14 protein-coding genes are annotated in these 12,723 nt (G+C 59.9%); 8 read left to right on the forward strand and 6 right to left on the reverse strand.

All coding sequences use genetic code 11. The features are described 5' to 3' along the window. The first annotated feature begins 7 nt into the window (after positions 1-7). From K0B93_RS10100 to trpC, 3 genes are read left to right on the forward strand one after another with little or no spacing between them, the layout of a single operon-like run. On the forward strand, positions 8-586 hold the full coding sequence (locus K0B93_RS10100; protein ID WP_219867088.1) for an aminodeoxychorismate/anthranilate synthase component II: 579 nt from the start codon (positions 8-10) through the stop codon (positions 584-586). A gap of 32 nt (positions 587-618) precedes the next feature. Next, entirely contained in the window at positions 619-1,647 is a 1,029-nt protein-coding gene (trpD, locus tag K0B93_RS10105; RefSeq protein WP_219867089.1) for an anthranilate phosphoribosyltransferase, read from the forward strand. Between the two features lie 12 nt (positions 1,648-1,659). Further along, positions 1,660-2,481 carry an indole-3-glycerol phosphate synthase TrpC gene (gene trpC, locus K0B93_RS10110; RefSeq protein WP_219867090.1) on the forward strand — a complete coding sequence of 274 codons (822 nt, stop codon included), beginning with the start codon at positions 1,660-1,662 and terminating at the stop codon, positions 2,479-2,481. A gap of 28 nt (positions 2,482-2,509) precedes the next feature. Here the strand turns inward: trpC and K0B93_RS10115 are convergent, their stop codons facing one another. The 5 genes from K0B93_RS10115 to K0B93_RS10135 form a co-directional block, all read right to left on the reverse strand. Next, positions 2,510-3,124: a DUF4202 domain-containing protein gene (locus K0B93_RS10115; protein ID WP_219867091.1), complete on the reverse strand. Its 615-nt coding sequence runs from the start codon at positions 3,122-3,124 to the stop codon at positions 2,510-2,512. Positions 3,125-3,168: 44 nt separating this feature from the next. Beyond that, positions 3,169-3,834: a glutathione S-transferase family protein gene (locus K0B93_RS10120; RefSeq protein WP_219867092.1), complete on the reverse strand. Its 666-nt coding sequence runs from the start codon at positions 3,832-3,834 to the stop codon at positions 3,169-3,171. 36 nt (positions 3,835-3,870) lie between these two features. After that, positions 3,871-4,488, reverse strand: a complete 618-nt coding sequence (locus K0B93_RS10125) for a glutathione S-transferase family protein (protein WP_219867093.1) — start codon at positions 4,486-4,488, stop codon at positions 3,871-3,873. A gap of 97 nt (positions 4,489-4,585) precedes the next feature. Next, positions 4,586-5,320: an alpha/beta fold hydrolase gene (locus tag K0B93_RS10130; protein WP_219867094.1), complete on the reverse strand. Its 735-nt coding sequence runs from the start codon at positions 5,318-5,320 to the stop codon at positions 4,586-4,588. A gap of 1 nt (position 5,321) precedes the next feature. Beyond that, positions 5,322-6,422 (reverse strand): M14 family zinc carboxypeptidase, encoded by a 1,101-nt coding sequence (locus tag K0B93_RS10135; protein ID WP_219867095.1) that lies wholly within the window; start codon positions 6,420-6,422, stop codon positions 5,322-5,324. A 301-nt stretch (positions 6,423-6,723) separates the two neighbouring features. On the opposite strand from K0B93_RS10135, the gene K0B93_RS10140 reads away from it, so the two are divergent. The 4 genes from K0B93_RS10140 (at position 6,724) to K0B93_RS10155 (ending at position 10,819) form a co-directional block, all read left to right on the forward strand. Continuing rightward, on the forward strand, positions 6,724-7,695 hold the full coding sequence (locus K0B93_RS10140) for an ABC transporter substrate-binding protein (RefSeq protein ID WP_219867096.1): 972 nt from the start codon (positions 6,724-6,726) through the stop codon (positions 7,693-7,695). 105 nt (positions 7,696-7,800) lie between these two features. After that, the gene (locus K0B93_RS10145; RefSeq protein WP_219867097.1) at positions 7,801-8,835 is read left to right on the forward strand and encodes an ABC transporter permease; all 1,035 of its coding nucleotides are present in this window, start codon (positions 7,801-7,803) and stop codon (positions 8,833-8,835) included. 10 nt (positions 8,836-8,845) lie between these two features. Beyond that, the gene (locus tag K0B93_RS10150; RefSeq protein WP_219867098.1) at positions 8,846-9,904 is read left to right on the forward strand and encodes a quaternary amine ABC transporter ATP-binding protein; all 1,059 of its coding nucleotides are present in this window, start codon (positions 8,846-8,848) and stop codon (positions 9,902-9,904) included. Positions 9,905-9,979: 75 nt separating this feature from the next. Beyond that, positions 9,980-10,819, forward strand: a complete 840-nt coding sequence (locus K0B93_RS10155; RefSeq protein ID WP_219867099.1) for a substrate-binding periplasmic protein — start codon at positions 9,980-9,982, stop codon at positions 10,817-10,819. Here the strand turns inward: K0B93_RS10155 and K0B93_RS10160 are convergent. Then, the gene (locus tag K0B93_RS10160; protein ID WP_228743344.1) at positions 10,795-11,769 is read right to left on the reverse strand and encodes an META domain-containing protein; all 975 of its coding nucleotides are present in this window, start codon (positions 11,767-11,769) and stop codon (positions 10,795-10,797) included. The two genes, K0B93_RS10155 and K0B93_RS10160, sit on opposite strands and share 25 nt — an antisense overlap. Positions 11,770-11,907: 138 nt before the next feature. Here K0B93_RS10160 and K0B93_RS10165 point away from each other — a divergent pair, with 138 nt between their 5' ends. Next, positions 11,908-12,657 carry a glutathione S-transferase family protein gene (locus K0B93_RS10165; RefSeq protein WP_219867100.1) on the forward strand — a complete coding sequence of 250 codons (750 nt, stop codon included), beginning with the start codon at positions 11,908-11,910 and terminating at the stop codon, positions 12,655-12,657. Positions 12,658-12,723: the final 66 nt, after the last annotated feature.

The following is a 12,723-nucleotide window of genomic DNA, read 5'->3' on the forward strand; positions in this document are numbered from 1 at the left end:
AAAGATTATGTTGCTGATGATCGATAACTACGATTCCTTCACCTACAACGTGGTGCAGTATCTGGCAGAACTGGGTGCCGACGTCCAGGTCTATCGGAACGACGAGATCACCGTGGAAGAAATCGAGGCCCTGAAGCCGGAACGGCTGGTGATATCACCGGGCCCGTGCACGCCCAACGAGGCGGGCATTTCCATGGCGGCCATTCGACACTTTGCCGGCAAACTGCCGATCCTTGGCATCTGCCTGGGCCATCAGGCCATCGGTCAGGTCTACGGCGGCGACGTGATCCGCGCCGGGCGCGTGATGCACGGCAAGGTGTCTCCGGTTTACCATCGGGATACGGGTGTTTTCCGGGGCCTGAACAATCCACTCCAGGCCACCCGCTACCACAGCCTGGTCATTGACCAGACCACCCTGCCGGAGTGCCTGGAAGTCACTGCCTGGACCCGCAACGACGACGGTTCGGTGGAAGAAATCATGGGGGTTCGCCACAAGACCCTGCCCATCGAAGGTGTGCAGTTCCATCCCGAGTCTATTATGACCGAACAGGGGCACGAACTGCTGCGCAACTTCCTGCGAAGCTGAATCAGCCAATAACAATCGAGAGGCCGCATAACATGGACATGAAAGAAGCTCTGAACCGGATTGCCTCCAACCTGGACCTGTCCCGGGAAGAGATGAAACAGGTCATGCGCATCGTGATGAATGGCGAGGCCACCGACGCGCAGATCGGGGCTTTCCTCATGGGTCTGCGACTCAAGAGTGAAACCATCGACGAGATCACCGGGGCCACCGAGGTCATGCGCGAGCTGGCCACCGGCGTGACGGTCAAGGCCGAGCCGCTGGTGGACATTGTTGGCACCGGTGGCGACGGCGCCAACCTGTTTAACGTGTCCTCTGCTTCAGCTTTTGTGGTTGCCGCGGCGGGTGGCTACGTGGCCAAGCATGGCAACCGCGGCGTGTCCTCCAAGAGCGGCAGCGCCGACCTGATCGAGAAGGCCGGCATCAACCTCAACATGACACCGGAGCAAGTTGCCCGCTGCATCGAGCAGATCGGTGTCGGTTTCATGTTCGCCCCGGCCCATCACGGCGCGATGAAGCATGCCATCGGTCCGCGCAAGGAGCTCGGTTGCCGCACCATCTTCAACATCCTCGGGCCAATGACCAACCCGGCCGGCGTCAAGCGTCAGTTGCTGGGCGTATTCACCCGGGAGCTATGCCGCCCCGTGGCGGAAGTCCTCCAACGCCTGGGTTCCGAGCACATCATGGTGGTCTGCTCGAAGGATGGCCTGGATGAGATCAGCCTCGCCAGCGCCACCCATGTCGCGGAACTGAAGAATGGCGAGATCACCGAATACGACATCACACCCGAGGATCTGGGCGTGAAGAGCCAGTCCCTCGTCGGCCTGGCCGTGGAATCCTCAGAGGATTCCCTGAAGCTGATCCGCGCCGCCTTCGGGCGTGGCCACGACGAGATGGCGGAAAAGGCCCGCGACCTGATCGCCCTGAATGCAGGAGCGGCCATCTACGTGGCCGGGCTGGCGGACACGCCGAAAGCCGGCGTCGAACTGGCCCTGGACGCCATCGGCTCCGGTCTGGCAGCCGGCAAGATGTCCGAGCTGGCCGACTTTTCCCAGTGCTTCTGAGCGACACCGACAATGACTGACCGACACAACGACCGAACTCCCACCATCCTGCGCAAGATTGTTGAACGGAAATGGGAAGAAATTGCCGAACGCCGGCCCGGCGCACCGCTGGCCGAACTCAAGGCCAGGGCTGGCGACCAGCCACCGGCCCGAGGGTTTGCCGCCGCCATGCGCCAGCGCATCGAACGGCAGCAACCGGCGGTCATTGCCGAAATCAAGAAAGCGTCCCCGAGCAAGGGCATTCTCCGGGATCCGTTCGAGCCGGCCATCATCGCCGAGAGTTACGCAAAAGGTGGGGCCGCCTGCCTGAGCGTGCTGACCGACAGGGACTTTTTCCAGGGCAGCGAAACCTACCTCATCGCCGCCCGAAACGCCTGCAGCCTGCCGGTTATTCGCAAGGATTTCATGGTCGACCCGTATCAGGTCTATGAGAGCCGGGCCATCGGCGCCGACTGCATTCTGCTGATCGCCGCCTGCCTGACCAAAGACCAGATGCAGGAAATGGAAGGCATCGCCCACGAGATCGGGCTGGATGTCCTGGTGGAGGTGCATAACGGCGAGGAGATGGACGACGCGCTGACCCTGACGACCCCTCTGGTCGGCATCAACAACCGCAATCTGCACACCTTCGACGTGTCACTCGACACCACGTTCGACCTGCATCAGCGTATCGGGACAGGCCGACTGACGGTCACCGAAAGCGGCATCATGACCCGGAGTGACGTGGATACCATGACGTCCCGGGGCATTTACGGCTTCCTGGTGGGCGAGTCGTTCATGCGCGCCGATGAGCCCGGCCAGAAGTTACAGGAGCTGTTCTTCCCCGGGGACTAACTCTCTCAAGCTGACTTGCATGCTCCAATCAACTCTCCGGTTCCGCCAGGGCCTCCTGCAGCAATTCCAGCAAGTGCGCCGGCATGCCCTCCGCCAGCTTGAGCGCAGCTTCGTGGGCCCGTGGTGACATCTTGCCCCAGGTCCGACGTACGATTCTCAGCCATTTCTCGCGATCGTAATCCGCTTTCTGCTCGAAGAACTCCGCGAAATACCGCTCTAGGAAAACCATGCAGGCAACATCCTCGAGCAGCTGGGTGTCGGCATCGTGGCGCAGCTCGCGCTTGGTGAGGATGGTTTCCACCTTCTCGCATTCGGACGGATCGTAGCCGCACCCGGCCATGATCTCGGCCGCCCGCTGCCCGTGCATCCGCCCGCAGGCCTGGCGCCACTGGTAATAGGCTTTCCGGCCTTCCGGATAGCCACTCCGGGGCATGGTCCAGCGTTCAATGTGCTGGGCCCGGCAGGCAATCTGCATACGTTCGGAGGGGGCCGCCTCAAGTGCAAACAGCCAGCGGGTCATGTGCAGACTGTAGGCAAACTCCCTCGGCAGTGATTCGCCATCGACGGTTTCCCGGTTCGGATCGGCGCGATTGGCGCGATCAATAGTCTCCAGTGCACAGGTCAATGGTGCTGAGGCGGTCATGCCTAACTCCTGTCAGTCAAAGAGGGCTCAGGGTACCACCGGCCTTACCGGGTCACCATGGTCTGGGCACTTTTGACCAAATCGTCGGTATTGTCCGGCCGCTCCGGTTTCCGAATGCCGGCCGCGCAGCCTGGGCGCTCATAAAGCTCATCGACCCAGCGCTTCAGGTGATCCAGGCCGTCCACGGACACCCCCGACCAATTGTAGGTACGCACCCAGGCCCAGTTGGCGAAATCGGCAATGGTGATCTCGTCGCCGGCCAAATAACGTGACTCCGCCAGGCGACGATCCAGAACCTCGAACAGCCGGCGGCACTCGTGCTGGTAACGGTCGATGGCCGGCTGGATTTTTTCCGGGAAATACCGGTAGAACACGTTGGCCTGCCCCATCATCGGCCCCACGCCCCCCATCTGGAACATCAGCCACTGCAGGGCCCGGGACCGAACCTTGGGGTCACGGGGGTAAAACCGGTCATACTTTTCGGCCAGGTAGATCATAATGGCGCCGGACTCGAACACGACAAAATCGTCGTTGTCCCGGTCCACGATCACCGGAATCCGGCCGTTGGGATTCATCGCCAGAAACTCCGGCGTTTTCTGCTCTCCCTTGGACAGATCGACGGGGATCAGGTTGTACTCGACCCCCAGCTCTTCGAGCAACACAGAAACCTTATGGCCGTTCGGGGTTGGTGCGGTATAGAGATCTATCAAGGCATTCTCCTGCCGGTAATGGGCAACGGTATTTTGTTAAACCTGGGCCGAGGGGCGGGCCTTGATGCGATCATACCAGGCCTGCAGATTGGTCTGCTCCGGCTTGATCCGGATGTTCACGACCCGGGCAAAGGCAACCGTGGTGAAGGCGTTGATATCCGCGGCAGTGAAGCGGTCGCAGCAGATATACTCCTTGCCCTCCAGGTGCTTGTCGAGAAAGTCCATAAACTTCTCAACCTGCTGGCCGCACTCCTCACCCCACTCCTTGATCGGATTCATCCGGTCCTTGAAGTAGCCGCTGGTGTGCTGGAAACACATGCCGGTGGGCATGAAGAAGAACAGCTCGATCCAGCGTAGCCACTGTTCCAGCTGGGCCTTTTCCAGGGGCGTCTCACCGAGCAGGCTCGGGGTGTCCGGGTAGCTTTCCTCGAAGTAGCGGCAGATGGCCATGGTTTCGGCAATGCAGGTACCGTCGTCCAGCTCCATCACCGGCACCTTCCTCATCGGGTTTCGGGCGGTGTATTCCGGCGTCAGGTTCTCGCCCTTCTCAAGATCGATCTGGACGAATTCGGCCTGATCCAGCAGCCCTTTTTCGGCCATGAACATGCGGACCCGGCGGGGATTGGGGGCGGTTTTGGTCTCGAAGATCTTCATTATTGTTGGCTCCGTTCCGAACAGGTGACAGGTTTATACAACTGAAAGACAAACCGAGAGCCTGCCCCGAACAAAGAGTTGCGTCAAGCAACCAACGTTAACGGACCAGCCACGCCTCCAGCTGCCGCAGAATCCAATCGGGCTCGTCGATGACCAGGTCATGGCCGGCGTCATGGTGCACCCTCAGGGTCCACTGCCAGCGTTGCTCAAGCACCGAACTGCACTTCCAGTGGACCAGTCGGTCGCCGAGACTGGCCAATAGCAGGGCATCCGGCAGCGGGCGCTTTCGACCCGGGCGATAGCTGGCAGCGGCAGTCAGTTGTCGGATCGCATTTCGGGTGCTGACCGGTCGCTGTCGCTGTATCCGGTACCACTGCTTGACCAGTTCCAGAGGCACCTGCCGGTTGGAGGTCAACCGCAGGAGATCGCGCTCCCGGTAGAACAGCTCCCGCCGGGTAAGCAGACGCAGCAGGCGCGGCCAAATCCCGGGACGCAGGCGATGCCAGAACGGGCTGAAGCCTGAACTGGTATTGATCAGCACCAGGTTCTGGATTTCCCCCTCCGGTGCATGTTGTGCCCAGTCCAGTGCCACCATTCCCCCCATGGAGAGGGCCAGGATGCTGAAGGGCTTGGGAATATGACGAACCTGTCGACGCACCGCTTCCCGAATACCGGTGATGGTGTCCGGGCTGGATTCGCGAAAATGCACACCGGTGCCGGGTAGGTCCACGGCATGGAAACGCTGATCCGGAAACGCCGCTTGCAGGCGCCGGGGAAAGTCACCCCAGTGGCCCTGTTCCCGGGTCAAACCCCGCAACAGAATCCAGTCCATGTTATTGAGAATCCCGATACCAGTGCATGATGGCTGCCTCTCTAAGCATGGACTCCTCTTCCCGGGCCGGCAACCAGCTTTCGTGGCTGGCTGCCGCGCTCAGCAGAAAGTCCATCCAGGTTAGATGGCTGCGCAAGACCCGCTTGTGTCGGTGGGGCACGAGGGGATTGAAGAAACCGTCCAGCCTGAGCAACTGCCGAGGCCGCTTTCGAATCCAGCGCCAGGACCCCATTTCCAGGGTCAGGGGCAGGAAAACACCCGCGCTGTTACGGTTGACCTGTTTGTAGAAATAGTCCCAGAGATCGCCGTGGGTCAGGTAATGACGGGACTGGGGCTCGAACCGATAATCGTGGTTGGGGTAGGTCTGCTCCCAGATCAGTTTCAACGCCATGACCGACGCAATGCGGCGCATGGGGCGGCGCCGGTAGGCGTAGGGAAACCAGATCTGGTCCTTCCAGCCGAAACCGGAATGGCAGTCCAGGGCGACGCTGAACGGGCGTCCCGGGATCAGTTTGCTGATGACCGCTTCCAGCGCCCGGTTCTCCGGCTCCATACCCTGCTCCGGATCACCGATGTACCAGGGGAGCTTACTCGAAATCCGCTGACCGCCCAGCATGAAGGCACTGCGTTCCTGGGCGACAATTGGCGCATTGCGCATCAGGTCGACGCCATTGGGATTGCTGCGCTGGTTCAGGAACATCCCACCGGGATTGAGGATGGGCAGAATGGTAAGCCGAACAGTCTGGAGCAACTGCCGAAACCGCTCGTCCCAGCGCAATCGCGCCAGCACCGAAGCCAGCCACGCCATGACCACCTGACTGCCAATCCGCTCGAGGCCATGTACGCCACCGACCAGCAGGATGGCGGGCGCGTCGGGCCGCTCACTGCCGAGGTCCACCCGATAGATCGGCAAGGACAGTTCTGCCACGGAGATTCGTTCAACAACATCGGTGGTGACGGTCCGCGGCGCCTCCGCCAGCAGACGTTCCAATTGGACCATTTCCGGCAGGAAGGTTCGCAGCAGTCGGCGCTGACGTCCGTCCCGAGTGGCCTGCTCCGACGGAATGGCAGCGTGAGGTGTCAGTGTCCGCAATTCGGTCATGGCGTGCTCCTCTTAAACGGTTGGAGCCTACTGCCTCAATGCTACAGTTGGTTGACAGGTCCCGGCCGACACCCCGCAAATACGCCGACAAAATAGACGCATTTAGCTAACAGACTTGTAACTCTTCTCAGGATCCTTATCCTAAAAAGGCCAGTTGTTCGAGATCCGACGGTTTGATTGATACCAGCGATACCACAAAGAACAATCCCAATCCGATCTGTAATGGTCGCGACCTCGTAGTTTTGAATCTGTCCCCCACGAACGACCAAATGAATCACCGACCTGAAAAGGAGAAGTGACTATGCGTAAGATTACTTCCGCTATTTTACTGTGCGCTGCCGTCGCGCCGGGGCTCGCCCAGGCGAACGAATGTGGTGAAGTCTCAATTACCGAGATGAACTGGGCGTCCGCCTCTGTTGTGACCAATGTTGCCAAGTTCATCATGGAACAGGGCTACGGCTGTGACGTCAGCGTCGTGCCGTCCGACACCGTTCCAGCCGTTACCTCTGTTGCCGAGAACGGCGAACCCGATATCGTGACCGAGCTGTGGTTGAATTCCGCCGGCGAGGCCTACACGCGCCTGGAAGAAGAAGGCAAGATCGAGCGTCTGGGCAAGGTTCTGACCCCGGGCGGCGTTGAAGGCTGGTGGATTCCGACCTATCTGGTCGAAGCCCATCCCGAGCTGAAGACCATCGAAGGTATTATGGCCAACCCGGAGCTGGTGGAATCCCGGTTCAATAACTGTCCGGACGGCTGGGGCTGCCGGATCGTTAACGACAACCTGATCAAGGCCCTGGATCTGGAAGCGTCCGGTATTGAGGTCTTCAACCATGGCTCTGGTGAAACCCTGGCATCGTCCATGGCCTCTGCAGTCGGCAGCAAAGAGCCCTGGTTCGGCTACTACTGGGGCCCAACCGTGCCACTCGGCAAGTTCGACATGACCCGCGTGGATCTCGGTGAATACGATGAAGCCGCTCACTCGGCCAACCAGAATCAGGACAACGACAATCCGAAGATCTCCGATTTCCCGGCCGCCCCCGTGCTGACCTCCGTCACCACGGCCTTCCGGGATCAGGAGCCTGAAGTAGCCGAGATGCTCAGCGAAATGACCTTCGAAACCGATGTCATGAGCCAGGTGCTGGCCTGGAAGAGCGACAACAACGCCTCCGCAGAAGAGGCCGCCGTCTACTTCCTGAGCAACAACTCAAATACCTGGAAAGACTGGCTCAACGATTCCGCGCGTGAAAAACTCGCGGCGATCCTGAGCAACTAATCAGCTCCCGTTGAGACGGGGCCCCAGTGGCCCCGTCTGCTTACCTCCTCCATAAACCCAACGTCCGTTCACCTGGCGGAAATGCGCGCAGGAACCTGACACATCATGGCTACTTACGACTTTGTTTTTTCATCACTCGGTCTGGATGACTGGTGTTCCGGGGGCAAGAGTGACGCCCCGATGTCCATGGCTCAGCTGCTGTCGAAAACAAAAGGCGAAGAGACCACCGAAACCTCCATCTGGGAGTTGCCGTTCCCTTCGATGGACGCTCTCAACAAAGCATGCCCGGCCTTCCCCCAGTCCCGGGAACTGACCAAGGGACTTGAGGAAGGCTTTCTCTCGATCAAGGACAGCCTCAGCGTCGTCCTTGACCCGATTACCCAGCCCTTGAGCTGGGCACTGGACAGCACGCTTTACGCCATGCTGTCTACCCCCTGGTGGATCGTAATTCCGATCCTGTTGGCGGTGGTATTCGTGGTCAGCAAATCCTGGAAGCTGGTGTCTTTCGTCGCCATCAGTTTCGTTACGCTGGCGTTCATTGATTACTACGAATACGCCATGCAGACCCTCGCCATCATCTTCGTGTGTGCCTTCCTGTGTGTCCTGTTAGGGGTTCCCATAGGCATAGCGATGTCCCGTAGCAACATGATGCAGCGACTGACCATTCCCATCCTGGACATGCTGCAGACCCTGCCGCCGTTCGTGTACCTGATCCCGCTGATCTTCCTGTTCAGCGTGACCGAGTCCAAGCTCTATGGCATTGCCATCATCCTGTACGCGATCGTCCCGGTGATCCGCTTGACCAACCTGGGGATCCGGCTGGTGGACAAGGATGTGATTGAGGCCGCCGACGCTTTCGGGATGACGCCCAAGCAGAAGCTGTTCAAGGTCCAGATTCCGCTGGCGCTGCCCAACATCATGGCGGGCGTCAACCAGACCATCATGATGAGCCTGGCCATGGTCGTCATTGCCTCGCTGGTCTCGGCTCCGGGGCTTGGCGTTCTCGTTCTGAGGGGCATCCGAAATCTGGAACTGGGCGTTGGTCTTGTCGCCGGTCTCGGCATCGTCATCCTGGCCGTTATCCTGGACCGGGTTACCAAGGCTTCTCTGGCACGCATCAATGCCGCCCAAAAGCAGTGAGGACAGAAACGTGGCAAGAGATATCAAGATTTCCATCAAGAATCTGTACAAGATCTTCGGCCCGAATCCAGAAGTCGGACTCGAATACGTCCAGCGTGGCATGGGCAAGGCCGAACTGCTGGAAAAGCAGAATCACGTACTCGGCCTGCGCGACATCAATGTCGATATACGCGATGGCGAGATCACTGTCATCATGGGACTGTCCGGTTCTGGCAAATCCACGCTGATCCGACACCTGAACCGGTTGATTGAGCCGACGGCAGGCCAGATCCTGTTCGACGGTGAAAACGTGCTCAGCTACGACGAAGCCGACCTGCGCAAGCTTCGTCGGGAGCGGATGTCGATGGTGTTCCAGAAATTCGCCCTGCTGCCGCACAAAACAGTGCTGGAGAACGCGGGCATGACCATGGACGTGCGTGGCTACAGCACCTCTGACTTCGAGGGCGAGGCCCGCAAATGGCTGGCCCGGGTGGGACTGGAAGGCAATGAAAACCAGTACCCCCACGAGCTGTCCGGGGGCATGCAGCAGCGGGTGGGCATTGCCCGCGCACTGGTGTCCAACTCCCCCGTCATGCTGATGGACGAAGCCTTCTCGGCGCTCGATCCGCTGATCCGCTCCGACATGCAGGACCTGCTGCTGGAGTTGCAGGAAGAGCTTAAGAAAACCATCGTTTTCATTACCCACGATCTGGACGAGGCCCTGAAGCTGGCCGACCACCTCGTCATACTCAAGGACGGCGAGGTAATCCAGCAGGGCGACCCCCAGGAAATCCTGCTCAACCCGAACGATCCGTACATCATTGATTTCATAAGCGATATCAATCGTGCCCGGGTCCTTCGGGTACGCTCGATCATGACCGAACCGGAACAGGGCAATATCGAGTACGCCGGCGATATCTCCGAAAAGGACAATCTCGAGACGGTACTGTCCCGGTCCCAGGGTGACACGTCGCTGACCTTCCGCGTCGTGCGGGAAGGTGAGCAGGTGGGCACGCTGACCATGAAGGATCTGACCAGGGCACTGGTGCCGACGGCGGCCTCGGCGGAAAGGGACAACAGGGCCAACTAGGGCCTCTTTGGTTACAAAGCTCCAGCTAGGGCGTATTATTCAGGTTAAGTCGTACTGACGGCAGACCATACCACCATGCTGAGAGCGTTACTCCTGAGTTCCCTTGTCTTTCTGGCGGCGTGTTCGCCGTCGGAAGACCCTCCCTCCGTGGTGCCGGAAACCGAATTTTCCGAGGCCGCCGTTTTTCCTGAAGGTCACAAATCCGACCAGTGGCGTACGATAACCATTGCAGCGGACCCGTGGTGCCCGCACAACTGCGAGGCCGGTTCCGAACGCGAAGGCTACATGGTCGAGATCGCAAGGGAGGCGTTCGCGCCTGCGCGGCTCAAGGTCAGGTACGTCAACATGAGCTGGGCCCGGGCACTGGCCCAGGCCAAAGAGGGTTATGTCGACGCTGTTGTTGGGGCTTTCGTCAGCGATGCGCCGAGTTTCGTGTTTCCAGATGAGGCCATCGGCCATGCCAGAACGGTCCTGTTCGCCCACGCCGACAGTGACTGGTCCTACCAGAACATCGATTCCCTGAAACAGCTTAAACTGATCGCCATCAACGGCTACTCCTACTCACCGGAACTCGACGGCTACATCGAGACCAACAAAGGTAACCCTGAGCGAGTGTGGATCATTTCCGGTCCGTCCCCCCTGGACCGGGCCATCGAACTGCTGGGACAGGAACGTACCGATGTGCTGCCCGAGGACTTGCAGGTGATGCAGTGGACCCTGGCACACATGGAGAACCCGCCCGCCCTGCGTCAGGTCGTACAGCTTCAGGAGATGCGGGCCTACATTGCCTTTTCCCCGGCCAATCCCGAGTCGCCAGACCTGGCCGCCCTGCTAAGCGAGGGTGTCCGCAACCTTCGGCAGTCCGGGCGACTCCAGGAGATCCTGGCCCGCTATGGGCTGTCGTGGTCAGACTGAAAGGCCTTGATCGTTTCTCCTTCCGGCGTCGACAACAACAGCTCTCCGTGCTGCCCGATCCGGCCCCGGGACACCCGCCCCATCACGTCAAGAAAACGGTCTTCCTGATTCATCAGCGCCGGCGCACAGGCCATACGTGTGGTCGCCAGTTGGCTGAACGTCAGGCTGCCCTCGCCAGTAAACTCGTAGCGGCCGGTAAAGCGATTGCAGGACGCCCTTCCGGAAACCCGGTTGTCCTCCCGGAACTGCAGGGACATGCGTGAACGGTCAATTATTCCCTTGCCCGTCAGATCATCCACCACCCATTCTGCGCCCTGGAACAGGCGCAGAGGATCGCCGCCACAGCCCTCGAAAACGTCACCGTTGATCGTCAGTCGGGCCTGATAGGGAAACTGGACACCGGACATGGTGTCCTGACACAACTGCGTGGCCACCTTCAGGGTGGCCCGTACGCCGTCGTCTTCACCGATAAATCTCCGACCATCGCGGTCTTCGCTTTTCAAGTCCACAAGGATGCTCATGGTCGCGTCTTGCTCGTGGGGACGGGTCACCTCCAGCATGCCGCCCTGCACCTTGGCACGCCAGAAAGGCTCGTTGCCCAGGGCGATGAATGGCCGCTCCAGCGCTCCGGGCTTCAGGCATTCGGGATAGTTCTGGCCACTGATGGTGAGCATGGCCCGTTCGCCCTTGCTCCAGAACCGGGTGCTGTCGTCCCCCGGAGCCTGATATAACGCGCCAGAGGCAGACTCGGCGGGCTCGAGCTGCAGCCGTTTATCCAAGTAATCGACGCTCAACAGCCGGCTATCCGGGTCGGCGGAGACCTGGATATCGAGTTGGCCACAGGCATAGCTGCCAACCGCCGGGCGTTCCGGCCCCAGGGTTGTGGAACAGGCAGACAACACAAGGCCGGCAACCGCAACGGGCACGGCCAGAATTCGCATGGGGGACATGGTCAGTTTCCTTGGTTACTCAAACCCAGGGCGACAGTGTAAAACCCCGGCGTCCTTTAGGCCATCGAGCCCCGGCATTCAGGCTTCTTATCCGGCCACTTCCTGATTATGCTAGGGGCTCAAACAAGGAGATACATCATGGCTCTCAAGCTCTACCAGTTCGCCATTTCCCACTACTGCGAAAAAATCCGCTGGGCACTGGATTACAAAGGCCTCAATTACGAGACCGCCACCCTGCTTCCCGGCCAGCACATAAAAACCATCCGGAAGCTCACTGGCGGCAAGGACACATCGGTGCCGGTGCTGGACCATGACGGACATATCGTGCAGGGATCAGCCGCGATCATAGACTACCTGGACCAGACCTTCCCGGAGCGGCCGTTGACGCCAGCAGATCCGGAGGTCCGGGCGCAGGCGCTGGCCTGGGAAAAGCGGCTGGATGAAGAAGCCGGCCCGGCGGTTCGCTGTTACTCCTACCACCATTTCCTGCAGCGGCCGAAAGTGGTGGTCCCCATGCTGGCGGCAGGCACCCCCTTCTACAATCGGTTTTTGCTGAGCCTGACCTTCAGCCGGGTCGATGAGATCATGCGCAAGTGGATGAAGATCAACGAGAAAACCTCAGAAAAGTCACGCCTGGTGATGGAAGAGCTGCTGAAGGATCTGACGGACGCCTATGGCACACGCCCCTACCTCGCCGGCGACGCGTTTTCCCGCGCCGACCTGACCGCAGCCGCGATCTTTGCGCCCATGTTCCAGCCTGCCGAATACCCGGTGCCTTGGCCAAAGCCCGGAAAAATCCCCCGGGATATCAAGGCCTGGCTGGATCAGTGGCAGCCCCAGATCGACGTACTGTCCAGGGTTTACGAAAACCACCGGAAACCCGACTGATCACCGTTGGTGTTGTCGTAAATCGCCAGCCGTTGTGTCGGAAACCGACAACGGCCAGCGCCCGCA

The sequence above is a fragment of the Marinobacter sp. F4218 genome (genome assembly GCF_019443085.1).
GTDB lineage: Bacteria > Pseudomonadota > Gammaproteobacteria > Pseudomonadales > Oleiphilaceae > Marinobacter > Marinobacter albus.